This is a genomic window from Rhizobium sp. NFR07 (assembly GCF_900111905.1).
Classification (GTDB): domain Bacteria; phylum Pseudomonadota; class Alphaproteobacteria; order Rhizobiales; family Rhizobiaceae; genus Neorhizobium.
In genome coordinates this window covers 306,872-330,882 of the sequence record NZ_FOKM01000002.1, presented here as the reverse complement: position 1 = coordinate 330,882, position 24,011 = coordinate 306,872, and the positions used below count along the sequence as shown (strand labels likewise).

20 protein-coding genes, 1 tRNA gene and 2 pseudogenes are annotated in these 24,011 nt (G+C 62.6%); 14 read left to right on the top strand and 9 right to left on the bottom strand.

Annotated elements, in window-relative coordinates; translation table 11 throughout:
* Window positions 1-21: 21 nt before the first annotated feature.
* Together BM216_RS05165 and BM216_RS33965 are read right to left on the bottom strand one after the other, a co-directional pair.
* A pseudogene (locus BM216_RS05165) lies at window positions 22-1,229 on the bottom strand (MFS transporter).
* Between the two features lie 305 nt (window positions 1,230-1,534).
* On the bottom strand, window positions 1,535-1,702 hold the full coding sequence (locus tag BM216_RS33965) for a hypothetical protein (RefSeq protein ID WP_092996004.1): 168 nt from the start codon (window positions 1,700-1,702) through the stop codon (window positions 1,535-1,537).
* A gap of 156 nt (window positions 1,703-1,858) precedes the next feature.
* On the opposite strand from BM216_RS33965, the gene BM216_RS05155 reads away from it, so the two are divergent.
* From BM216_RS05155 to BM216_RS05145, 3 genes are all read left to right on the top strand, one after another.
* Complete coding sequence (locus BM216_RS05155; RefSeq protein WP_092996001.1) at window positions 1,859-2,479, top strand: TetR/AcrR family transcriptional regulator; 621 nt, start codon at window positions 1,859-1,861, stop codon at window positions 2,477-2,479.
* Window positions 2,480-2,511: 32 nt separating this feature from the next.
* Window positions 2,512-3,732 (top strand): MFS transporter, encoded by a 1,221-nt coding sequence (locus tag BM216_RS05150; RefSeq protein ID WP_092995998.1) that lies wholly within the window; start codon window positions 2,512-2,514, stop codon window positions 3,730-3,732.
* Window positions 3,733-3,876: 144 nt separating this feature from the next.
* A complete protein-coding gene (locus tag BM216_RS05145; RefSeq protein ID WP_092995995.1) occupies window positions 3,877-4,947 on the top strand; it encodes an alpha/beta hydrolase family protein in 1,071 nt (356 codons plus the stop codon).
* A gap of 31 nt (window positions 4,948-4,978) precedes the next feature.
* Here the strand turns inward: BM216_RS05145 and BM216_RS05140 are convergent, their stop codons facing one another.
* Both BM216_RS05140 and BM216_RS05135 read right to left on the bottom strand, forming a co-directional pair.
* Entirely contained in the window at window positions 4,979-5,500 is a 522-nt protein-coding gene (locus tag BM216_RS05140) for a GNAT family N-acetyltransferase (RefSeq protein ID WP_092995992.1), read from the bottom strand.
* Between the two features lie 21 nt (window positions 5,501-5,521).
* Complete coding sequence (locus BM216_RS05135; RefSeq protein ID WP_092995989.1) at window positions 5,522-6,097, bottom strand: helix-turn-helix domain-containing protein; 576 nt, start codon at window positions 6,095-6,097, stop codon at window positions 5,522-5,524.
* 229 nt (window positions 6,098-6,326) lie between these two features.
* Here BM216_RS05135 and BM216_RS05130 point away from each other — a divergent pair, with 229 nt between their 5' ends.
* Together BM216_RS05130 and lepA are read left to right on the top strand one after the other, a co-directional pair.
* Window positions 6,327-7,643: an MFS transporter gene (locus BM216_RS05130; protein WP_092995986.1), complete on the top strand. Its 1,317-nt coding sequence runs from the start codon at window positions 6,327-6,329 to the stop codon at window positions 7,641-7,643.
* Window positions 7,644-7,719: 76 nt separating this feature from the next.
* A complete protein-coding gene (lepA, locus tag BM216_RS05125; RefSeq protein WP_092995983.1) occupies window positions 7,720-9,543 on the top strand; it encodes a translation elongation factor 4 in 1,824 nt (607 codons plus the stop codon).
* Between the two features lie 103 nt (window positions 9,544-9,646).
* Here lepA and BM216_RS05120 read toward each other — a convergent pair whose 3' ends face one another.
* The gene (locus tag BM216_RS05120; RefSeq protein WP_092995980.1) at window positions 9,647-10,006 is read right to left on the bottom strand and encodes a winged helix-turn-helix transcriptional regulator; all 360 of its coding nucleotides are present in this window, start codon (window positions 10,004-10,006) and stop codon (window positions 9,647-9,649) included.
* A gap of 104 nt (window positions 10,007-10,110) precedes the next feature.
* Here BM216_RS05120 and BM216_RS05115 point away from each other — a divergent pair, with 104 nt between their 5' ends.
* The 3 genes from BM216_RS05115 (at window position 10,111) to BM216_RS05105 (ending at window position 12,392) form a co-directional block, all read left to right on the top strand.
* Window positions 10,111-10,959: an alpha/beta fold hydrolase gene (locus tag BM216_RS05115; RefSeq protein WP_092995977.1), complete on the top strand. Its 849-nt coding sequence runs from the start codon at window positions 10,111-10,113 to the stop codon at window positions 10,957-10,959.
* A 207-nt stretch (window positions 10,960-11,166) separates the two neighbouring features.
* Complete coding sequence (locus BM216_RS05110; protein WP_092995974.1) at window positions 11,167-11,694, top strand: MarR family winged helix-turn-helix transcriptional regulator; 528 nt, start codon at window positions 11,167-11,169, stop codon at window positions 11,692-11,694.
* Entirely contained in the window at window positions 11,691-12,392 is a 702-nt protein-coding gene (locus BM216_RS05105; protein ID WP_092995971.1) for a GNAT family N-acetyltransferase, read from the top strand. The genes BM216_RS05110 and BM216_RS05105 overlap by 4 nt, the downstream gene beginning before the upstream one ends.
* Window positions 12,393-12,425: 33 nt before the next feature.
* On the opposite strand, the gene BM216_RS05100 is transcribed toward BM216_RS05105, so the two are convergent.
* Window positions 12,426-13,037: a YidB family protein gene (locus tag BM216_RS05100; RefSeq protein WP_092995968.1), complete on the bottom strand. Its 612-nt coding sequence runs from the start codon at window positions 13,035-13,037 to the stop codon at window positions 12,426-12,428.
* 154 nt (window positions 13,038-13,191) lie between these two features.
* Complete coding sequence (locus BM216_RS05095; protein ID WP_092995965.1) at window positions 13,192-14,283, bottom strand: class I SAM-dependent methyltransferase; 1,092 nt, start codon at window positions 14,281-14,283, stop codon at window positions 13,192-13,194.
* Window positions 14,284-15,269: 986 nt separating this feature from the next.
* Between BM216_RS05095 and BM216_RS05090 the strand changes: the two genes are divergently transcribed.
* Complete coding sequence (locus tag BM216_RS05090) at window positions 15,270-18,218, top strand: hybrid sensor histidine kinase/response regulator (RefSeq protein WP_092996955.1); 2,949 nt, start codon at window positions 15,270-15,272, stop codon at window positions 18,216-18,218.
* A gap of 40 nt (window positions 18,219-18,258) precedes the next feature.
* Here the strand turns inward: BM216_RS05090 and BM216_RS05085 are convergent, their stop codons facing one another.
* Entirely contained in the window at window positions 18,259-18,501 is a 243-nt protein-coding gene (locus BM216_RS05085) for a hypothetical protein (protein WP_092995962.1), read from the bottom strand.
* A gap of 297 nt (window positions 18,502-18,798) precedes the next feature.
* On the opposite strand from BM216_RS05085, the gene BM216_RS05080 reads away from it, so the two are divergent.
* Window positions 18,799-20,553, top strand: coding sequence for a methyl-accepting chemotaxis protein (locus BM216_RS05080; RefSeq protein ID WP_092996952.1), 1,755 nt, complete (start codon window positions 18,799-18,801; stop codon window positions 20,551-20,553).
* Between the two features lie 96 nt (window positions 20,554-20,649).
* On the opposite strand, the gene BM216_RS05075 is transcribed toward BM216_RS05080, so the two are convergent.
* A complete protein-coding gene (locus BM216_RS05075) occupies window positions 20,650-20,961 on the bottom strand; it encodes a hypothetical protein (protein ID WP_092995959.1) in 312 nt (103 codons plus the stop codon).
* A gap of 154 nt (window positions 20,962-21,115) precedes the next feature.
* Here BM216_RS05075 and BM216_RS05070 point away from each other — a divergent pair.
* From BM216_RS05070 to BM216_RS05060, 4 genes and pseudogenes are all read left to right on the top strand, one after another.
* Window positions 21,116-21,949: pseudogene (locus BM216_RS05070) on the top strand (NAD(P)-dependent oxidoreductase); the annotation flags it as partial.
* A gap of 63 nt (window positions 21,950-22,012) precedes the next feature.
* Window positions 22,013-22,321 carry an Rdx family protein gene (locus BM216_RS33960; RefSeq protein WP_244530099.1) on the top strand — a complete coding sequence of 103 codons (309 nt, stop codon included), beginning with the start codon at window positions 22,013-22,015 and terminating at the stop codon, window positions 22,319-22,321.
* Between the two features lie 92 nt (window positions 22,322-22,413).
* Window positions 22,414-22,500: transfer RNA gene (locus BM216_RS05065), tRNA-Leu, on the top strand.
* Between the two features lie 89 nt (window positions 22,501-22,589).
* The gene (locus BM216_RS05060; RefSeq protein ID WP_092995956.1) at window positions 22,590-23,984 is read left to right on the top strand and encodes a site-specific integrase; all 1,395 of its coding nucleotides are present in this window, start codon (window positions 22,590-22,592) and stop codon (window positions 23,982-23,984) included.
* The last annotated feature ends 27 nt before the right edge of the window (window positions 23,985-24,011 follow it).

Genomic DNA, 24,011 nt, shown 5'->3' with positions numbered 1-24,011 from the left:
GGCCTTTTGCTTTTGCGGGCATCACGCCGGCTGCAGCTTCTGATCCTGCCGATCGGGCAAGGGCGGAAAGGCCAGGGCGATCACAACGGCGCCGAGACCGACAAGCGCCGAGCCCAGGAACAGCCAGTTGTAATTGTTGAACGCATCGAATGCCCAGCCGCCGGCAAGCGGGCCGAAAGCCATGCCGATGCTTGACAGCATGGAGGCGGCTCCAAGCACGGTTCCAAGGATCTTCGCGCCGAAATATTCCCGCGCCAGCACCGCATAAAGCGGCATCACCCCGCCATAGGTGCCGCCGAAGATGATCGCCAGCAGATAGAAATGGGTGAGATCGGTCGCCATCGTATAGGCAGCGATCACCAGCGCCTGGATCAGCAGGCCCGCCATCAGCACAGGCTTGACGCCCAGCCGGTCTGCGAGCACCCCGTAGACGATACGCCCGCCGAGACCCGCCGCACCCTCGACGCTGTAGATAGAGACGGCAGCCATCGGTGTCACGCCGCAGAACATCGCATAGCTGACCATATGGAAGATCGGCCCGGAATGGGCCGCACAGCAGGCGAAGAAGGTGAAGGCGAGCGCCAGGAATTGCGGCGAGCGAAACACTTTACGAGCGGCATGCCGGCCCCCTCGGCCTGCGGCCCCTCGGCCGCTTCCGCCTCCGCCGGCGGATTGCGCACGAGCAGCACCGTCGGCAGCAGGATGACCCAGGCGCCGATACCGATCACCAGCATGGCGGTGCGCCAGTCGCCGAATTCGGTGATCAGCAGACGCGCCAAGGGCGAGATCGTCATCGGCGCCATGCCCATCCCGGCGGAGACCAACGACACGGCAAGGCTTCGCTGGGACTCGAACCAGCGCATGGTGAGCGAGATCATCGGCGCCATGAAGGCACTGGCCGACAGGCCGACAAGGCAGCCATAGGTGATCTGAAAGGCGAGCAGGCTTTCGACCCGGCTGGCGAGCACCAGCGACAGCCCGGCCAGCAGCGATCCGATCAGGACGACGATCCGCGTGCCGTAGCGATCGCTCGCAGCACCCCAGAGAAAGCTGCCGAGGCCCATGACGATGAAGTTGACCGTCATGGCGCTCGAGATCGCCGCGTGCGACCAGCCGGTCTGGCGCGCGATCGGCTCGAGAAAGACCGCGAGCGAGAACATCACCCCGACCGCCACGCAGCCCATCAGGCCGCCGGCAAACACGATCACCCAACGATAGCTGCTGCTCATCTCCTGCCCTCCCGTTCAACTTCCTCCAGGCGAACGATCTCGCCACGATACACCAAGGACGAGCGGACGGCAGGCTTGCCGACAGGGGACCAGATAATTTTTGGAAGGCACCCGGTTCTGTTCTCAGCACCGCGCTGCCTCCGTCATGCTCGGCCTTGTGCCGAGCATCTGCCGACGTTTCAGCCGACCGCGACGTGGATGGATCCTCGGGACGAGCCCGAGGATGACGAGCGTTGCAGCAAGGCGCCCAAAAGAAAAGGCCCCGCACGCGGCGGGGCCCCTTCGAAACTCAATGAGACATGACGTCAACTACCGCTATTGGTCCGGTTGTTGCCGACGTTGTTGTTCATCGACGACGTCTTACCGTCCGGGTTCTGGCCGTAATATGTACCACCGAGGTGGCCGCCGGCACTGGTGTTTTCCACCTGGCGCTTGGCGCGTTTTACGGCTGCTTGTACGTCACTTTTACTCATATCTGTCCTCCAGCTTTCAGGTTGGTGACACTGGTCCAACCCTTCACGTCGCGAACTGTTCCGATTTTTTCCGTTCTTTTTCGCCCCGCTCCCGCTTGACCCGCAGCGTCGTGAAGCATATTAGGAAACGATCGTTTCCCAATTGAGTTTGCGACCATGAGCCTCGATATCGATCTCGGCACCACCGCCCGTTCCGCCGGCCGCCCGCGCGAATTCGACATCGATACAGCGCTCGACAAGGCGATCTCCGTCTTTACCGAACGCGGCTATCACGGCACCTCGATCTCGGACCTGCGCGACGCGATGGGGCTGACCGCCGGAAGTTTGTACAAGGCCTTCAAGGACAAGCGTGCCATCTTCCTCGCGGCCTTCGACCGCTACAAGCAGGTGCGCAACGCATTGCTGGACGAGGAGCTGGCAAAGGCATCGAACGGGCGCGACGGCGTCTATCGCATGCTCTGCTTCTATGCCGAGAACGCCCATGGACAATCGGGGCGCCACGGCTGCATGGCGGTCGGCGTCGCGGTCGAAATGGCCGTGTTCGACGATGAGGCAGCAGCCAAGGTCGAGCGATCCATGGATCGCTTCGAGGACACGTTCGAGGCCCTGATCCGTCGCGGGCAGGAGGATGGTTCGGTCAGCCGATCGATCGAACCGAAGGCGACGGCGCGGCTTTATCTTTCCGTCGTGCAGGGCCTTCGCGTGCTCGGCAAGACGAGCCCCAATCGGGAGGAGACCTTTTCCGTGGTCGACGTGGCGATGAAGCTGCTCGACTGAAACCATTTCCGTTGCATCCAAGGACACCCTCCATGACCACCTCGTCCGCGGCGATCGATACGCCCGCAAGACATAACCAGATGAGCGCCGCGCTCACCTTCATCATGGCAGCCGCCTGCGGCCTGATCGTCGCTAATCTCTATTATGCCCAGCCGCTCGCCGGTCCGATCGCCGCCGCGATCGGCCTGCCGCCGCATCTGACCGGCCTCATCGTCACGCTGACCCAGATCGGCTATGGCCTCGGCCTGCTGTTCATCGTGCCGCTCGGCGACCTCCTGGAAAACCGCCGGCTGATCGTGATCATGATCGGCGCCGCCACGGTCGCGCTTATCGCGGCCGGCCTGTCGACGGATGCCGTGCCCTTCCTCATCGCCTCGCTTGCCATCGGACTTGCCTCCACCGCGGTGCAGATGATCGTGCCCTTCGCCGCAAGCCTTGCGCCGGAAGAACATCGCGGCCGGGTGGTCGGCAATGTCATGAGCGGCCTGATGATCGGCATCATGATGGCGCGGCCGGTCGCGAGCTTCATCACCGGTCTCTCCTCCTGGCACACGATCTTCTATCTGTCGGCTGCCGTCATGGTCGTGCTCGGCTTCATCCTCGCCATCCGCCTGCCGAAGCGCGTGCCGCATACGAAACTCTCCTATGGCGCACTGCTCGTCTCGCTCGGCACGCTCTATGCCACGCAGCCGGTGCTGCGCCGCCGCGCCTTCTACCAGTTCTGCCAGTTCGCCGCCTTCAGTCTGTTCTGGACGGTGACGCCGCTGGTACTTGCCGGCCCCGCCTTCAATCTCAGCCAGGCCGGCATCGCCATCTTCGCGCTGGTCGGTGTCGCGGGCGCCGTCGCCTCGCCGATCGCCGGCCGCTTGGCCGACCGCGGCCTCAGCCGCCCGGCCACCGTCTTCGGCATTGCCTCCGTCGGCATCGCCTTCCTGATCACCCATATCGCGCCGGAAGGCTCCATCGCGCTCATCCTGCTCGGAGCCGCCGCCGTGCTGCTCGATTTCGGCGTGGCGATGACGCTCGTCATCAGCCAGCGGGCGATCTATTCGCTTGGCGCCGAGCTTCGCTCGCGTCTGAACGGCCTGTTCATGGCGACCTTCTTCCTCGGCGGCGCGCTCGGCTCGGCCGTCGGCGCCTGGGCCTTCGCCCAGGGCGGCTGGCTCTTCGCCTCGACCATCGGCATCGCACTGCCGGTCGTGGCGCTGGCCTACTTCCTCGGCGAAAGAAAGCCGCGCCAGCACAAGGCGTGACAGGCTCGGCCATCTTCCATCCGCGAGCCGCATAAACGCCGCAAGGCCAAGCCGGTAATTAAACGACCTCGATTGCGTTCGAGGTCGTTTATCCCGTCAGCCTCTCCCATGCTCGGAGCCGTTCTCCAACAAGGCGAGGCTTCAATGAGACTGACAATAACCCTCTTTGCCCTGGCGCTCTGCGCTGCTGCGCCCGTGGCTCACGCCGCCGATCCGATCGGCGTGCGCAAGATCAGCGTCGTCACCCAGGATTATCCGAGGCCGCTGGCCGTCACGGTCTGGTACCCGTCGAAAGGTGACGGGCACAAGGTTACCCGAAATGACGACAGGATTTTCCGTAGCGATCCCGTTTACGCGGACGCCACGATCCGCGATGGCCGTTTCCCGCTCGTGCTGCTTTCCCATGGTTCAGGCGGTCGGGTTGAAGGCATGGGCTGGATCGCGGCGAAACTCGCGGAGGCCGGCTTCATCGTTGCCGGCCCCAACCACCCGGGCACGACCAGCGGCGATTCCACGCCTGCCGCCAGCCCGAAGATCTGGGAACGCACCCAGGATATTTCCGTCCTTATCACCGCGCTTGCCGCAGACCGCCGCTGGCAATCCTCCCTGGACCCAAGCCGCATCGGCGTTCTGGGCTTCTCGCTTGGCGGCATAACGGCGCTGGAACTGGCTGGAGCACGGCCCGATCTCGATGCTTTCATCCGATATTGCGACGAGGAGAAGCCTGGCCTTCTGGATTGCAGCTGGTTTCGCGGCAGGCGCGGTTTTGCCGGCGGCGAATTCGTCAAGGTCGAACCTTTCGATCTGCGTAGCATCGACCGCAAGCGCTTCGAACAATCCAACCGCGATCCGCGCATCACTGCGGTTGTCGCGATCGATCCGGGCCTCTCGACCGTCATAAAGCGGGAAAGCCTCAAAACCATCGATGTCCCCGTCACGCTGATCAATCTCGGCAGTCCCGGCAAGGTGCCGCCCGCCGTGATCGCCGATCAACTGGCAATGGATATTACCGGCGCACATTATGCGCAGATCCCGGATGCCGATCACTACAGTTTCCTGCCGACTTGCCAGCCGGGTGCCTTGGATTTCCTCAAGTCGATGGGCGAAACGGACCCGATCTGCGATGAGACGGCCCGCCCGCGCGCGGATATTCACGCCGAGCTCAGCCGGCTCATTGTCGACGCCTTCAGGAAAACATTGCGGGCAGACAACTGATTGACGGGCACGGCGGCGTTCGCCGCCGGGCTCACCCGATCCGCTTGTAGAACAAGGTCGTGCCGCAGAAACCACCCTGTGGCCAGAGCGCGTAGTCGGGAATGGTACCGACGCGTTGCCAGCCGAGGCGCGGATAGATCGCCTCGGCATCGCTGCCGGTCGCGGTGTCCAGCACGAGCAGCGTGCGGCCGCGGCTGGCCGCCTCCTTTTCCACCGCTTCCGTTAGCTTGCGCGACAGGCCGAGGCCGCGGGCCGACTGATGCACAAGAAGCTTCATCAGGTCGCCGCGATGGGGCTGGTTCGGCTTGGAGGCAAGCCCGATCTGCACCGTGCCGACGACCCGGCCATCGACCTCCGCCACGCCGAGAATGATGCCGCCTTTTTCCACCTGATCGGCAATGTCGTTCCAGTAGGCCACCCCGTCCTCGGGCACGAAGGGCAGCATGAAGCCCAGCGACGCCCCGCCATTGATGCAGTCGGACAGGACTTCGCAGAGATCCGGAATAGCGGCTCTGGCGCTACCGGCGTCGAGGATGCGGATGGTGGCGGTCATGCACGTTCCCTTGTTTGTGTCTCAGCGTCCACGATGCAGGACCACCGCATAGCGGGCAGGTGCGTCGGACGGGTTGTGGAATTCGAAGGCGTCGCCGATATCCATGAACAGGCAATCGCCGGCCTCGAGATGATAGGTCGCTTCCGGCAGGACCATGTCGAGCCTGCCTTCGAACAGCCAGATATGCTGGGTCATCACACGGCTTTCCTCGCGCGGCGGAAAGCTCACACGGCTGCCCGCCGGAAAATCGACCTCGACGATATCGACCGGGCTCGGCATGCCGGCGGGCGAGACGGCCCGGCGCAGATAGCCGGTCGCCGGATCGCGCCACAGCTGCTGCATCTCGCGCCGGGACAGCCGCGAGGCCGGCCGGTCGTCATCGGCGAAGAAGGCCGAAAGCGTCAGCCCCAGCGCCTCTGAAAGCCGCGCCAGCAGGGCAGCCGTCGGGCTCGTCTCGGCCCGCTCGATGCGCGAGATCATCGCGCGGCTGACACCGGAGCGCTCGGCAAGCTGGTCCAGCGTCAGCCCGGCCTTTTCCCGCAGCAGCCTGACCCGGGCGCTGATCGCTTCGGCAATGTCCTTGTCCTGACCTTCCATGATCTGAGATTTTCATTCTCATATGATGGAGTCAAGTGGCTTGAGTTTGGCCGTTTGGACTTGGCGTGTTTCAGCGCAATTCCAGCAAAACCGGTTCCCACTTTTGCTGGAATTGCTTTAGCGTCTGAAAATTATCGCCGGTGGCGTTTGTGCGATAGCTCATGGACATGATGTTAGGCTATGGAGGCCGAATGTGCCGCTCCGCGAAGCGGTCTTCCGGAGATTTTTCATGACGGGTCAGGCCCAGGTCAGAGTTTCGCCCCTGTCGATTGCCAGCATCGTCATTTCCATGACGATCGCCGCGATCGGCAGCGGCATCATGTTCGCCTATGTGCCCTTCATGCTGACCCGCACGGACACGTCCTGGGCGGCGGGTGCGGCCGTGACCGCCGTCGCCTTCGGCGGGTTGGTCGGCTGCGTCGTCGGCGGCCCGCTGATCAAGCGCGTCGGCCATGCGCGCCTGTTTTCCTGCTCGATGGCCATGGTCATCATCGCCGCCGTGCTGATCGCCGCAGACCTGCCCGCCTATGCCTGGATCTTCGCCCGCGGCATCTATGGTGCCGCCGCCAACGTCAATTTCATCATCGCCCAGAGCTGGCTCAACCATGCCGCGTCGAACGAATGGCGCGGCAAGGCCATGTCCTTCTTCTACATGGCCTATGTTCTCGGCCTCGGCTGCGGCGCCTGGCTGTTCGGCCAGATCCCGACCGACGGCAATCTGGCGCCGCTCGCAGTCGTCTTCTTCACCGCCATCGCCATCCTGCCGATCGGGCTCACCCGCCTGCCGAACCCGCCGGCGCCGGCGCGCGTCAATGTCGACATCCCGATGGCCTGGAAGATCTCGCCGGTCGGCCTCGTCGGCGTTCTGGCCTCCGGCGGCCTGTCGATGGTGGTCCAGGGCTATGTGCCGATCTACGCCTCGACCAACGGCGTGTCGCAGACCGATGTGGCTATGCTGATGTTCGTCATGCAGACCGGCCTGCTCTTCGTGCAATATCCGCTCGGCATCCTGTCGGACCGGATGGACCGCCGCTATGTGCTTCTGATCACCTGCATATTGATCGTCATTGCCGGCTGCGGTGCCTTTCTCTCCTCGTTCTCGCATCTCTATCTGCTGATGATCGTCTTCCTGATCTTCGGCGGCGCGGTGGAGACGGTCTATTCGGTCGGCAATGCGCATGCCAATGACCGCGCCGATCCCGGCGATTTCGTGCCCTTGTCCTCCACCCTGCTCGTCGCCTGGTCCACGGCGGCGACCATCGTGCCGCTGGCGGTCACCATGCTGACGCCGGTGCTCGGCGACCGCACCTTCATCGTCGCCGCCATTCTGGTGGCGATCGCCTATGCCGCCTTCATTCTGCAGCGCCTGACGGAACGCGGGCCGGCGCCGGAAGGGGATCGCGAAAGCCACGAGGTGCGCAGCGCGCAGCTGCCGAATGCCGCCATCCTGACCGAACCGGGTGCCGCCCAGGCACAGGCGGAGGCGCAAGCCCAGGCAGAGGCTCAGGCACAAACGGAGGCTGAGGCGGAAGCACGCAACAGCTGAGTGCCGGACGCCATCGTCAACAAAGGGTTATCTTTCCCCTTTGCGGCAGGGATTCGCACTGCTATATGCGCGAGCCATGAGCACCAATTCCCGCACCCCGCTTGACCATATCCGCAACTTCTCGATCGTGGCCCATATCGACCACGGCAAGTCGACGCTGGCCGACCGTCTGATCCAGACGACCGGCGGCCTTGCCGAACGCGACATGTCGGAACAGGTGCTGGACTCGATGGATATCGAGCGCGAGCGCGGCATCACCATCAAGGCCCAGACAGTTCGCCTGCATTACAAGGCGAACAATGGCGAGACCTATATTCTCAACCTCATCGACACGCCCGGCCATGTCGACTTCGCCTATGAAGTCTCTCGATCGCTGTCGGCCTGCGAAGGCTCGCTGCTCGTCGTCGACGCCTCCCAGGGCGTGGAAGCCCAGACGCTCGCCAACGTCTACCAGGCGATCGACAACAACCACGAGATCGTCACGGTCCTCAACAAGATCGACCTGCCGGCGGCCGAACCCGACCGCATCAAGGACCAGATCGAGGAAGTGATCGGCATCGACGCGTCCCAGGCCGTGCTGATCTCGGCCAAGACCGGCCTCGGCATTCCCGATGTCCTCGAAGCCATCGTCCACCAGCTGCCGGCGCCCAAGAGCGAGGCCGGCGACAAGGGGCCGCTCAAGGCCCTGCTGGTCGACAGCTGGTACGACACCTATCTCGGCGTCATGGTTCTGGTGCGCATTCTCGATGGCGTGCTGACCAAGGGCCAGACCATCCGCATGATGGGCACGGACGCCAAATACCAGGTCGAACGCGTCGGCGTCCTGACCCCGAAAATGCTGGCGGTGGATTCACTCGGCCCGGGCGAGATCGGCTTCTTCACCGGCTCGATCAAGGAAGTGGCCGACACCCGCGTCGGCGATACGATCACCGAGGACAAGAAGCCGACGGCGAAGGCGCTGCCGGGCTTCAAGCCGGCCCAGCCAGTCGTCTTCTGCGGCCTCTTCCCGGTCGATGCGGCCGATTTCGAAGACCTGCGCGCGGCGATGGGCAAGCTTCGCCTCAACGACGCGTCCTTCTCGTTCGAAATGGAATCGTCCGCCGCACTCGGCTTCGGCTTCCGTTGCGGCTTCCTCGGCCTCTTGCATCTCGAAATCATCCAGGAGCGTCTCGAGCGCGAGTTCAACCTCGACCTCATCGCGACCGCTCCGTCCGTCGTCTATCATCTCCACATGACCGACGGCTCGATGAAGGAGCTGCACAATCCGGCCGACATGCCGGACGTGGTCAAGATCGCCTCGATCGAGGAGCCGTGGATCAAGGCGACGATCCTGACGCCGGACGATTATCTTGGCGGCATCCTGAAACTCTGCCAGGACCGCCGCGGCATCCAGACCGAACTCACCTATGTCGGCAAGCGCGCCATGCTCACCTATGAGCTGCCGCTCAACGAAGTCGTGTTCGATTTCTACGACCGCCTGAAATCGATCTCCAAGGGCTATGCCTCGTTCGACTATCACCTGCACGGCTATCAGGAGGGCAACCTCGTGAAGATGTCGATCATGGTGAACGGCGAGCCGGTCGACGCGCTGTCGATGCTGGTGCACCGCTCGGCTGCCGAAAAGCGCGGCCGCGACATGTGCGAGAAGCTCAAGGACCTGATCCCGCGGCACATGTTCAAGATCCCGATCCAGGCGGCAATCGGCGGCAACGTGATTGCCCGCGAAACGATCTCGGCCATGCGCAAGGACGTGACCGCCAAGTGCTACGGCGGCGACGCCACCCGCAAGCGCAAACTTCTGGACAAGCAGAAGGAAGGCAAGAAGCGCATGCGCCAGTTCGGCAAGGTGGATATCCCCCAGGAAGCGTTTATCGCGGCGCTGAAGATGAAGGACGATTGAGGGGCAGACCTCGACGTCCAGAGAAAGGCGCCTCCGGCGCCTTTTTTGTTGTGCACTGATGTGCCCTGAAGAGCCGAGTATGATGCCGCGGGCCGGGCGGCCATCAGACGCGGTTATTCCCGGCTTCCCGCGCCCGCTGCACCTCGGCGATATTGGCGATCGCCCATTCCCGCAGCGGCTCGATCAGCTCGACCAGTGATGCACCGAGCGGCGTGATGTTGTATTCGACGGTGACGGGCACGGTCGGGTAGACCGTCCTGGTCAGGAAGCCATTATATTCGAGCCTGCGCACCGTCTGGGTCAGCACTTTCTGGCTGATGCCCTCGACTGTGCGCTTCAGCGCGTTGAACCGGATGGGCCCGCCAGACACCGCCATCATGACCAGCATCGACCACTTGTCCGCCAGTTGATCCAGCAATTCCCGCGTGGGGCAGGTCGCCGAGAAGGGTCCGCGCAAATCCATGGACAGTTATCTCCGGGTATCCAGGTGACATATTGGTATCTTCTTGAAACTATCTGGTCGAAATGGCAAGTCCTTGCCTGACAATCAAGCAAGGAAGTCATTTCATGTCCGATACGCCCGGCAATTTCACCCTCCGCGACATCGAGGCCAATGGCACCCGCGTCAGCGTGGCGTCGGCAGGCTCGGGTCCGCCGGTCCTCTTCTTCCATGGCTGGCCGCATACCTGGGAGATCTGGAGGCCGGTCATGGAACGACTGCAATCGCAATACACCGTCATCGCGCCGGATCTGCGCGGGCTCGGCGCCAGCGAGAGGGCAAAATCCGGTTATGACCTCCATACGCTGGCGGACGATGCAGTGGCCGTGCTTGATGCGCTCGACATCGAAACCGCAGGCGTCGTCGGCATAGACCTCGGAACGGCCATTTCATGGATGTTCGCGATGCGTCATCCCGGCCGTGTGAGCAAGCTTGCCGTTATGGAAGGGCTGGTCGGAGCGCTGCCGGGAGCGGAAGGTTTTCTCAGCAAGGGACCGCCATGGTGGTTCGGCTTCCACGGAACACCCGATCTCGCCGAAACCGTCCTGCAGGGCAATGAGGCAGCCTATATCGACTGGTTCCTGAAGGCCGGAACCAAAGACCGGCGCGGCGTGGACGCATCTTTCCGGGATGCTTTCGTCAACGCCTATGCTTCGCCGGACGCCATGCGAAGCGGCTTTGCGCATTATCGGGCCTTTGCGGAAAATGCCCGCCAGATCGATGCAATCGTTGCCGCCGGCATTCCAGACCTGCCCATCCTCGCGATTGCCGGAGGGGTGGTGGGCGATGCGCTGGCGGGCCAACTCCGCCCCATCTCAGCAGCACTGCAGGAAGATGCCATTCCGGACTGCGCTCACCTCGTTCCACTTGAACAGCCAGCAGCGCTGGCAACGAAGCTGGATACTTTCTTCAAGTAGCGGTTCTCACTGTAGTCCCGGGGCGATTGGCACATTCACTGACGGTCCGCCCTCAGGCGCATACAAGCCCCTTGAAGCATGGGCGAGATCTCCGGACCGATCTCGTTCATGGCTGCAACCTCCCGCTACATTTGAAATGCAAACTGTTTTGACCAAAATTACATAACATGTTATATAACTTCTTATGTAGAGCCTTGGAGCGCGATCTTGGTCGAAGACGTCGTCAAATCATTCGGCTATCTCACCCTCGGCACCCGGTTGCGGCGCATTGGCGAGAGGCTGCAGGCGGATACGCAGCAGATCATCGAGGAAGCCGGGCTGTCGATCCAGACGGCGCATTTTCCGGTTATGGCAGCGATGGATCGCCTCGGGCCGCTTACCATCGGTGACCTTGCCCAGGCGGTCGGGATCAGCCAGCCGGGCATTACCCGGTCGGTGTCCCAGCTGGTGCAGCTCGGCTATGTCGATCTAAAACCCACCGCCGAGGACCAGCGCCGCAAGCTCGCCTCGCTGACGGCGGCGGGGCAGGAGTTCATCGATCATTCGAAACGCGCCGTCTGGCCGCGCATCGCTCAGGCGGTCGCCGAGGTCTGCGATGGCCTTTCCGGGCCCCTCCTCGACCAGCTGGCAGCTATCGAGGCGGCACTTGCGGAGGTGCCGCTCGTCCGGCGCGGCAGCAAAACAGAGCCATCATCGGGGCGCGAAGAGCCCGCCATCAGGAAGCAGACGTCATGAGCCACATTCTCGACCGCCCGGCCTGGAGCGCCCTGACCAGCGTCCACGCCAATCTCGCCGAAGGCAATAGTCAGGCCCTACGCTATCCGCCGTCGATCGTCCCCTTCGCCGCTGCCATCGATGCACGGCCGAAAAGCCTCACGGCACTGTCGAACCTTCTGGCCGAGGGTGAGACCCTGGCCATCTTCGAAGCGGGCCCTCTTACCATTCCCGCGGAATTGACCGTCGCCGTCGAGAGCAAGGGCGTGCAGATGGTCGCCCAGCAGCCCTATGAGCGGATCAGCGACAGCCGGATCGAACCGCTGACGGAAGCGGATGCGGCCGACATGCTGGAACTGGCACTGCTCACCAAGCCCGGCCCTTTCACGCTGAGAGCGCAGATGCTCGGCACCTTCTGGGGCGTCAAGGTCGATGGACGGCTCGTCGCCATGGCCGGCCAGCGCATGCGCCAGCCGGGCTTTGCCGAGTTGAGCGGGCTCTGCACCCATCCCGATTTCCAGGGCCGCGGACTCGGCAAGCTGCTTTTCCGGTATGTCGCGGGAGAAATTTCGGCGCGCGGCGACACGGTCTACCTGCATGCCTATGCATCGAACACGCATGCGATCGCGCTCTATGAGACGCTTGGTTTCCAGCTCCGCGCGGAGATGGCGATCGCCTTCCTGACCCGTCCATCGGCGGAGCAGGCCCGACGGCAATAAGGACGCCGCGGCGGCCCGGACAAGATTCCGGCGCTAGAGGGCTCGGCGCTCCGGCGGGATCATGCCGTCCGGCGTCAGCCCGTCGACGGCATCCGGCAGGCTCTTCGCCAGCCGCTGCAGCACTTCCTCTTCCGACAGGCCGGTCTTTTCGGCCACTTCGCGCAGCACATCCGGACCGAGCGCCTGCTGCAGATCGCTGTCCTCGATCGGCTCGTTGCTTCCGGTATTCACCCAGCTGTCTGCCTTCTGCCCCTGCCCTGCCTGGCGGAACTGGTCGACGAGATCGGTCAGGCCGCCGTTGAGGATGGAGCCGAGGCCGCCGCTGGCACCCAGTCCCCCGAGAATGCTGCCGAGCCCGCCGAGACCACCACCGCCCGAGCCACCGACACCACCCGTCAGGCCACCGAGGATATCATCCAGGCCAGGCATGGCCGAACCGGATGCAGATTGGCCCGCAGAAGGCTGACCGGGAGATGCCTGGCCTGGGAAAGGCGCGCCGGGAGACGCAGCCTGTCCACCGCCGCCATTCGGCTGCGGCATGCCGCCCTCTGTCGCCCGTTTGATAAATTCGCCGATCTTGTCCCGGTTCTGGTAGCCGGCGACGGCCAGAACCGCCAACAGCGCCTTCAACGATCCGCTTGCCATGCTGCACCTCGCTCCGCTTTTCCTCGAGCTTCTTGGCTCTTCCAGCGGCGGCAACCCTTATGGACTGCCGCCGCCGCTCCCGGTCCGCCTTGCCTCGTGCCGCCTGCGCGCATGGCTCGCCGGGAATAACCCCGCTTCTTCAATGAGCCCTTCTTCAATGAGCCTGCACGCGCGCCGACCGCGCCTCGAAGACCATGTTGAACGGCGTTTCCGTCGCCCGGCGGAAATGCTGGAAGCCCGCATCCATGGCGACCTTGCGCAATTTCATCTCGCCGGCCTGGGCGCCAAGCCCAAGGCCCACATCCTGCGACAGCGAGGCCGGGGTGCAGATCATCGTCGAGGCGCCGTAATAAACGCGGCCCACGGGGTTCAGATTGTCTTTCAGCCGGTCATGGGCGAAAGGCTCGACGATCATCCACGTACCGCCCTCGGCCAGCGTGTCGCGCACATGCCGCGCGGCCCCCACCGGGTCGCCCATGTCATGCAGGCAATCGAACATGGTGACGAGATCATAGCCGCCATTGGCATCGCTGGCCGAATAGTCGGACGCCGCGCTCTGGCGGAATGTCACCCGGTCGGAAACGCCCGCCTCCTCGGCCGCCACCTTCGCCCGATCGATCGACGGCCCGTGATAATCGAAGCCGGTAAAGCGCGCGGCGGGAAAGGCCTTGGCCATCAGGATCGTCGAGGCACCGTGGCCGCAACCGACATCGGCAACATGGCCGCCCTGCTCCAATCTCTCGCTGACACCGGCAAGCGACGGTATCCACTCGTTGACCAGATGGGCGTTGTAGCCGGTGCGGAAGAAACGTTCGGTGCCGCGAAACAGGCAGGTGCTGTGCTCATGCCAGCCGACGCCCTTGCCGCTGCGAAACGCGTCCGCCACCTTCGGCTCGTCCATCCACATGGACTGCACGATGTCGAAGGCGCCGACGAAATAGGCGGGGCTGTTTTCGTCGGCAAAGATCATCGCCTGTTCCGGTGTCAGGCTGAATGTCTGGTTTCCGTCGTCGAAGGTGACATAGCCCGCGGCCGCCTGGGCGCTCAGCCATTCCTGAAGATAGCGCTCCCGGACATCCGTTCTGGCGGATAGCTCTGCGACGGTGCGCGGCACGCCATCGGCCATCGCCCTGTAGAGACCCACCTGGTCTCCGAGCACGACCAGCGCACCGGACATGGCGGCGCCGACGTCATTGACCAGCCGCCCCACGAGTTCATCAAGTTTCTGCATGTCAGGCTCACGCATGGACTCCTCCCCGGGCACATGATGAGATGCTCATAGTCTACGCCCTTGCAGTCGATCCGGCAAATCAGTCCGTGGGCTTACACGCTATGGTCATCAGCCGAACGGCGTAGACACGCTCGCCATTTCAGAAGGACGGAGGCGGCGCGGCCAGCCCGTCTACGGGGAGACGGAAGACTGGCTGCTGGCCATCACGATCCTCATGCCTGCTGAAACAGCCGCAACCCCGGGGACGTTCCGGCGCCCCATTTGAGCAAAAACAATCCCTTACGACAATCTTCATCCCCACCCTCTCGCCTCATGCCTACACTCCCTCGTCCCGTCGCGGATACACCGGAAGGCGTTCCGGCGAGGCGGGGCCGGCATCGGTGGTGAAGGGACGACGTGAACCGTCATCATCGGGGTCCGTTGAGAAAATGGTTGCCCTCCGACGACCGGGAGGCGCGGGATGAAAGTCGGACCGACATCCCGCATCACTTCCCTGATGGAGCGTCGGGCGTGCCTGTGAGGCACAAAGGGTGGCGGGACGGCGCCATGGGGCGTTCGCGGATGTCTTCGGACATTCGGCAAACATGGCGCAGGTGGATGACGTGGCCCAAGGTCGTCATGGCCCGGGTCGGGTTCCGTAAAAGGGCGTGCATGACACTCGATAATGAGACACGCCCCCGTGCCCACTGTCCCGTCCATCGCAGAGCAACCGGAGTTCACGGATAGAAACTGCCGAACGGGGCGCTGAGAGGTGTCACTTTAAACTTAAACTTACGAGGCAGCTTTCAGCGCCCCGGCCGACTTCGGATTAAGCCCGAACTTGAAAATGCCAAAGATCGCCAAGGGCGGACTCCGTCCTTCGTCCACCAAACACTCCGGAGCAGATCCATGAGGACCCGCGAGCCAACCTCCCTAGATTTTACACTTGAAACCCCTTGGAAAAAGGCGCCTTTGATCCATATAAGCGCGGCTTATTGCATTCTCATGCGTTTGGGGACTTCATGAACCATCAGGTCGTATCCGCCCATTGGCCGATTGGCGGAGGCGAGGCAGGCGAGCTCGTGCGGCAGTTCGATTGGTCGAAGACCTCGCTCGGGCCGATCGAGGCATGGCCGCAAAACCTGAGAATCAAGGTCAATTCCATCGTCAATTCGCCCATTCCGCAGGTGCTGATGTGGGGCGACGACCATGTGATGATCTATAATGACGGCTATATCGAGATCGCCGGCAACTACCATCCCCGCGCACTCGGCGATACCGTACCCGGCATCTGGCCGGAAATCTGGGACTGGAACAGCAAGATCCTGCAGGCCGGCTTCCGCGGCGAGGTGCAGTCCTTCCGCGACCAAGTGATGACCCTGCACCGCCACGGCGCGCCCGAAGACGTCGTCTTCGATCTCTTCTACACGCCGATCTATGACGAGAGCGGCAAGGTCAACGGCGTGCTCTGCACCGTGCTCGAGAATACCGAGAAGGTGAAGGCCGTCGGTGAACTGGCGCAGAGCCGTGAGGAACTGAGCCGGCTGACCAACGCCCTGCCGATCCTGGTCGGCTTTCTCGACCGTGATCATTTCTATCGCTTCGCCAATGAAGGCTATTCCGAATGGTTCGGCCTCTCGGCCGCAGAGGTCGTCGGCAGGCATGCGCTGGAGGTGATCGGCCAGGATTATTACGGCGCCCGCAAGCCGATGCTCGACCGGGCCATGGCAGGCGAGCGCGTCATCACCGACACCGTGATCCGCAAACCTGATGGCATCGACCGCATGGCGGAAGTCCGCTACCTGCCGCGCCATACCGCAAAAGGCGAGATCGACGGCATCTATGTGCTGATCATCGATATCGAGGATCGCAAGCGCTCCGAGATCGCGCTTCTTCGCAGCAACGAGCGATTCAGGGCCGCAGTCAACGCCATCCACGGCGTATTGTGGACCAATACGCCGGATGGCCGGATGATCGGCGACCAGCCGGGCTGGGCCGCGCTGACCGGCCAGAATGCCGAGGAATACCAGAATTACGGCTGGGCGAATGCCGTGCATCCCGACGACCGTGCCAGCTCCGTCGCCAGCTGGCAGGCCGCTGTCGCGTCGAAGGACACCTATATCTGGGAACACCGGGTGCGCCGCCACGACGGCGTCTATCGCACCTTCGCCATCCGCGGCGTGCCGATCATCAATGCCGATGGTGACATCGAAGAATGGGTCGGCGTCCATACCGATATCACCGTGCAGCGCGAGGCGGAAGCGAGCCTGCAGGAACATGCAAGCGACCTGGAGCGCCAGATCCGCCATCGCCTGCGTGCAGAGGAACAACTGCGACAGCTGAACGAGAGCCTGGAAGCCCGTGTCGAGGCCGAGATGGCCGAGCGCCACCAGGCGGAACGGGCGCTGCAACAGGCCCAGAAAATGGAATCGATCGGCCAGCTGACCGGCGGCGTCGCCCATGACTTCAACAACCTGCTGCAGGTCGTCGCGGGCAACCTGCAGCTTCTCGCCAAGGATATCGCCGGCAACGAGCAGGCGGAGCGACGCGTCGGCAATGCGCTGGCCGGCGTCAACCGCGGCGCCAAGCTCGCCAGCCAGCTGCTCGCCTTCGGTCGCCGCCAGGCGCTGGAACCGCGCGTCATCAATATCGGTCGCTTCATCGCCGGCATGGACGACCTTCTACGCCGGTCGCTCGGCGAGGCGGTAGAAGTCGAGGTGATCGCCAGCGGCGGATTGTGGAATACCTATGCCGACCCGACCCAGATCGAGAACGCGCTGCTGAACCTCGCGATCAATGCCCGCGATGCAATGGCCGGCTCCGGCAAGCTGACGATCGAGGTGGGCAATGCCTTCCTCGACCAGGATTACGCCCGCACCCATGCGGAAGTGTCGCCGGGCCAGTATGTCCTGCTTGCCGTTACCGATACCGGTTCCGGCATGACACCCGACATCATGGAAAAGGTGTTCGAGCCGTTCTTCTCGACCAAGCCGGAGGGCAAGGGCACCGGCCTTGGCCTGTCGATGGTCTATGGCTTCGTCAAGCAGTCCGGCGGGCATGTGAAGATCTACAGCGAGATCGGCCAGGGAACGACGGTGAAGGTCTACCTGCCCCGCTCCGCGGCCGATGAGGACCGCGAAGTGGCGGTGCAGACGGGACCCGTGGTCGGCGGCAACGAAACCATACTCGTGGTCGAGGATGACGAGGAAGTCCGCACCACGGTGATCGAGACGCTGACGGATCTCGGCTACCGGGTTCTGGCCGCCAAGGATGCCATGGCCGGCCTCAACGTGGTCGAAAGCGGCATCCCGATCGACGTGATCTTTACCGATGTCGTCATGCCCGGCCCTCTGAAGAGCCGCGAGATGGCACGCCGCGCCAAGGAGCGGCTGCCCAACCTCGCGGTGCTGTTCACATCCGGCTACACCGAGAACTCCATCGTCCATGGCGGCATCCTCGATGCCGGCGTCGAACTTCTCTCAAAGCCCTACACGCGGGAAGCGCTTGCCCGCCGCATCCGCCATGTGATCTCCAACCAGAAGCAGATCGAGCAGGCGACGGCGCCAAAACCCGAAACGTCGGCGGCAGGCATCACTTCGCAAACCGAAGGCACCGCCGAACGGCTGAGCATATTGCTGGTCGAAGACGACTTCCTGATCCGCTCCAATACCGCCGAGATGCTGGCCGAAATCGGTCATGACGTCATCGAGGCCGGCAACGGCCGGGAAGCGCTGGCGGAACTGACGTCGTCGGCAATCGACGTGCTGATCACCGATATCGGACTTCCCGACATCGATGGCGGAGAACTGGCGCGCCAGGCGGTCGTCCTCAAGCCCGGCCTCGCCGTGATCTTCGCCACGGGCGAGAACCGCAAGCCGGACGGCTCGCCCGCCAACGCCGGACTTCTGCGAAAGCCCTATGACGAGAGGGATATAGCCGCAGCGCTGAACCAGGTCATCGCCATGGCCTAACTCGCCCGGGACCTGGCAAGCCCTTGCGCGCCTGAAAGCGCTATTGTGCGGTGGGATGCGGCAGGTCGGAGGGCGTGATCCAGACCCGGCCGTCGAAGGCGACTTCGCCGTGGTCGAGCTTGCGGCTGGCGATCGTCTCGATCAGTCCGAGCTTGGAGCGCACGTCGCCGATCAGACCGTCGTTGACGACGCAGATGGCGTGGCGGGTAACATCCTCCTGCATCAGGACGAGTGTATGATGGGCGGTCTGGAAAATCCGTCCGGGCAGCGTCACAAGCGTCATGCTCTGCTCCTTGCCAATAGGGTTGTCTGGAGACGTGGCCAAGGCAGGAGGGTCGGACAACAGGGTTAACAAATAGTTAACGACAGCACTCGAAAAACAACCATCACGTGTATGATGCGCGCTTTGTCAAAAACCGTACAAAAGAAATAGAGATCGCAAAATTATACTTTAATTAACAGTGGAATACCAACGTATATCCCCAACAAAGGACCAAATTTTACATTATTCTTGGGGAGTTTTATCGTGCCGTTGTTCTCGTCCGGATCAGACCAAATATTGACAGCCCTCGATCTGTCGATGGCCATTATCGAATTCGATATAGAAGGCCGCATCCTCAAGGCAAACAAGAATTTCTGCGATGTGATGGGTTATCAGCCTGCCGAAATCGTCGGGAAACACCATAGCCTGTTCGTCGAACCAGCCTATGCCAAGTCGCCGGAATATGCGGCCTTCTGGAACGACCTGAAGAAAGGCCAGTTCTTCTCCAGCGATTTCAAACGCATTGCCAAAGGCGGGCGGGAAGTCTTCATCCGCGGCAACTACAACCCGGTGAAGAACAGCAGCGGCAAGGTGCTGAAGGTCGTCAAATTCGCCAACGACATCACCGAAAGCAAGCTGCACGCCCTAGACACCGACGCCAAGATCGAGGCGATCTCCCGCGCCCAGGCGACGATTGAATTCAACACCGACGGAACCATCATCACCGCCAATCCGAATTTCCTCGCCACGCTCGGCTATTCGCTCGACGAGATCCAGGGCCGCCATCACCGCCTGTTCGTCGACCAGGCCTACGCCGCCTCGGCCGAATACGCCGGGTTCTGGAAGCGTCTGCTGTCGGGCGAATTCGTCGCCGGCGAATTCACCCGTATCGGCAAGGGCGGACATCGGGTCTTCATCCAAGCCTCTTACAACCCCGTCTTCGGTGCCGATGGCAAGGTGATCAAGGTCGTCAAGTTCGCCACGGACGTGACGAACCGGGTGGAAAATGTCGAGCGCCTTGCCGCCTGCCTGACCAATATGGCGCATGGCGACCTGTCCCAGGTGATCGACCAGCCATTCATCTCTTCGCTCGAGAAGCTGCGGGTCGATTTCAATACCGCGTCGGCCAAGCTGCGCGACGCCATGGCGAACGTGGCGGAAAACGCCAAGGCGATCGCATCGGGATCGAACGAGGTCCGCGTCGCGGCCGACGATCTGTCGCACCGGACCGAACAGCAGGCCGCCTCTGTCGAAGAGACCGCATCGGCGCTGGAAGAGATCACCACCACCGTGAAGGATTCGAGCCACCGCGCAGAAGAATCGGGCGCCCTCGTCAATCGTGCAAAGACCCATGCCGAAAAGTCGGGCGAGATCGTGCGTCAGGCGATCCAGGCCATGGATTCGATCGAGACCTCGTCGCGAGAGATTTCCAACATCATCGGCGTGATCGACGAGATCGCCTTCCAGACGAACCTTCTGGCGCTCAATGCCGGCGTCGAGGCCGCACGCGCCGGCGAGGCCGGCAAGGGCTTTGCCGTGGTCGCCCAGGAAGTGCGCGAACTTGCCCAGCGTTCGGCAGCTGCGGCCAAGGAAATCAAGACGCTGATCAATGCCTCCAGCGATCATGTCGCAAACGGCGTGCAACTGGTCAGCAAGGCGGGTTCCGCTCTGCAGGAAATCGGTGGCCACGTCCATCAGATCAACTCTGACATTGTCGCCATCATCGACGCCTCGCGCGAACAGTCGGTGGCGCTCGGGGAGATCAACAAGGCCGTCAACCAGGTGGATCAGGGCACCCAGCAGAACGCTGCCATGGTGGAGCAGCAGACGGCCGCAAGCCGCAGCCTGGCGCAGGAATCGCAGGCATTGTTCGCACTGCTCGACCAGTTCCGCTTCGGCCAGGTGACGACCGCGCGTGCCAACGACGCCGTGCCGCAGCCGGCGTCGATCCCCTTTGCGGCGAGACAGGCCGCACGCCCCGCCGCATCGGCCGCTTCACCGCGAGCCACGACACAGCTGCGGACATCCGGGTCCGCGGCGCTTGCGGCCGACCCGGGCTGGGAAGATTTCTGATCCGGCCAGCGGAAACCGAAGACCGGATCTCGGAAACGAGAAAAGGCCGTCCGCTCATGAAGCGGACGGCCTTTTCGTTTACATCGATCCGATGCGTTACTGCTGCGGCGTGGTGGTGGAACCACCGCCCGTTGCCGGAGCGGCCGGAGCAGCAGGCGTAGCCGGTGCCGGGGTTGCCGGTGCGGCAGGCGCTGCAGGGGTTGCCGGTGCCGGCTCAGCTGCCGGCGCTGATGTCGACGAGGTCGTGGTAGGATCGGTCGAAGAGCCACCCATCTGAGACCAGACGAAAGCGCCCACGACGATGACCGCGAGGACTGCGACCCAGCCCATCCAGGAAGAGCTTTTGCGTGTCTCTACCGGGGTACGCAGGTCAGGACGGTTGTCATTCGGATTAGGATCATAAGCCATTTTCGTTTCCTCCATTTCGGCAGGTAAAATGCGCGTGACGCGAGATTGTTCCAAGCTGACCCATTTCTTTCAGTTGTAGGATCGAGGGAATGGCGTTCGCGGATCAAAGCGAATAGGACCATTCCTATCCTAATGAGCAGAGGAGTCGTGTCGCATGGAGCCCATCCGCATCGGTATTATCGGCCTCGGACGCATGGGCCGCGCCATGGCGATCCGTCTCGCATCCGAGGGTCTCCCGGTCACCGGCTGGAGCCGCAGCGGCATGCCCGCAGGCCTGAGCGACAGCGGCGTTACCACGGCGCTGGACCTGAGCAGCCTCGTGGACAGCTCCGACATCATCCTCCTCGCCCTGCTGGACGATGCCGCCGTCGACGCCGTCGTCGGCACGCTGGAAACATTCGATCTTGCAGACAAGCTGATCGTCGATACCAGCACCGTCAGCCCGCTTACGCTGCGCGCCCATCGGCCTGCGGTCGAGAAAGCCGGCGGGCGCCTCGTCGACGCGCCGATCTCCGGCGGCCCGGAAATGCTGCTCGCCGGCAAGGCCGGTTTCTACATCGGTGGTGCGGAAGAGGATTTTCGTCGCTTCCTGCCGGTCGTCGAGGTCCTCTCCGATCGCATCCACCATGTCGGCGATCTCGGCCATGGCGCGGTGGCCAAGCTGATGAACAACATGATGCTGAGCGGCATGTGGGAAAGCCTGAAGGAAGCACTGCTGCTCGGCGGCAAGGCAGGGCTCGACCGGGCGCGGATGATCGATGTCCTGTCAGGCAGTCCCGCCGCGAGCCCCGCCATGAAGGGCCGGCTTCCGGTCGTACTCGGTGAAACGGATGCCGTCGGCTTCCCGGTCTCCGGCGTGATCAAGGATGTAAGCGTCGTGCGCGATTTCGCCGCCCAGATCGATGTCGCGATCCCGGCGATGAAGGCGGCGCTGGCAAGCTTCGAGGGCGCCGCCGAGGCGGGCTTTGCCGAGGCTGACCTTGCGACCATGGTGAAGCTCGCGCTGGATGGAGCGACATCCGGCGCCAAAACGCCGACGGCAAGTGCCGCGATTGACAGGCCGCGGATCACCATTCTCTACTGCACCCAGTGCAACTGGCTGCTCAGGGCCGGCTGGATGGCGCAGGAGCTGCTGCAGACATTCGGCGACCAGCTCGGCCAGGTCGGGCTCATTCCGGGCACCGGCGGCGTGTTCGAAATCCGAATCGACGGCACGCTGATCTGGGAGCGCAAGCGCGATGGCGGTTTTCCCGGTCCGAAGGAGCTGAAACAGCGGGTGCGCGACGTGATCGACCCCGACCGCGACCTCGGCCATCTGGACCGGCATGCCGCAAAAACCGAGGCTGGCGGCACTGCCTGAGATGTGTCTCCAAAAGTTTTTCGACAACTGACACAGAAACTTGAAAAACCCGGTTGACAGGGAGGGGCCGCCCCCGTACATCGCTCTCCGTCGCCCAGATGGCGGAATTGGTAGACGCGCCAGCTTCAGGTGCTGGTATCCGAAAGGATGTGGAGGTTCGAGTCCTCTTCTGGGCACCATTCCCATTGTTTAAAGTTGAACATTTTCAATGTTCTCAGGATGTTAGCCTTCCCACCGGTACACAAACCGGTACAAGGGAAGGTACATTATGGGGCTTGTGTTGAAGTACGTCCAAGAGCCATCGGCGAGCCGAAGGCAGTACCGATATCGGCGCAGAGTTCCCGACGATCTCCAGTCCATAGCAGGCAAGAAAGAGCTGATCGCCACGCTTGGTGACAGCGAAAAAGAGGCCCTTAAAGCCTACCCTCGCATCCATGCAGGGTTTGAGGAGGAGCTTGCCCTTGCCCGCAAAGCTCTGGTCGCCGAAAAAGCCAAACTTCCCTTCGCCGAACTCTCCGATCGCGAGCGCTATGACATCCTTCTCGCCCGACTGAGGGAGTTGGGTGTCGATAATCCAGAAGCTGTCGCCAGCAATGATGAGCAGGGTTTCCAACGCGAGATAATCGCCGAGGGCATTGCTGCTCGATACCCTCATGACGAGAAGACGGGGAACCCGATCATCACCGATAAGGCGGATGCGTTCCTCATTCAGTCCCTCATGTCCAAGGCTCCGCGTAAACCTAGCCCGTCACTGGACGATGCGGTCAAGCTCTACCTGAAGGACAAGGTGGCTGGCAGCGCGTTTGATGTGAAGAAGAACACGCAGCGCGTTGAGCGTGTCATCTCGCGGCTGAAGCGGGCGTTGGGCAAGACCCCTCAAGTCGATAAGATCACGCGTGACGATGCCCGCAAGGTCAGAGATCATCTACTAGGTCTTGGCAGCTTGACACCAGCGTCAGTGCGCCGAGAGCTGAACATCGTCAAAGCAATCATCAACCATGCGATCACGGAGTTCGAGCTGGGCGGTTGCAACAATCCATTCCGAAAGCTGGACATCGCGGGTCTCGACGAGGAGAACGAGGCCGACAAGCGCTATCCGTTCCCGGCAGATATGCTCATTGAGGTCAGGAACCATATCCTCTCAACCGTAAATCCCGATCTCCAACTCATCTGGCGCTTGCTCGAAGGAACGGGCTGCCGAATGGCGGAAGTCTCCGGCCTGCGAGTGGATGATGTGACGATCATCGGCGATACACCAAACATCCGGGTCACATGGCATGAGGATCGACGCATTAAGACGAAAACATCGAAGCGTCACGTCCCCCTAGTCGGCGATGCCCTCGCAGCAGCGATTGAGGCCTTGGCTGCGGCTGATGCGGGACCAATGGTGTTCAGCCGTTACAGTGACGAGAACGGCCCCACTAACGTCTCCAAGGCGCTAATGGACCGAGTGAGGGAGATCACCGATAACTCGCGGCTGGTTGTTCACTCGCTGCGCCACAACATGAAGGACAGGCTGCTGCTGGCAGGGGTGGCGGAACTGGACCAGAACATTATACTCGGTCATTCGCTCGGAGGGGTAGGCAATCGAACCTACGGCGGCGAGCAGGCAAAGTTGGTGGTGACAACGGCAGCGATGAAGAAGGCGTTTGGGATAGCCTGATGTTCGCTTTGCCTGCCGAGTGCCTGC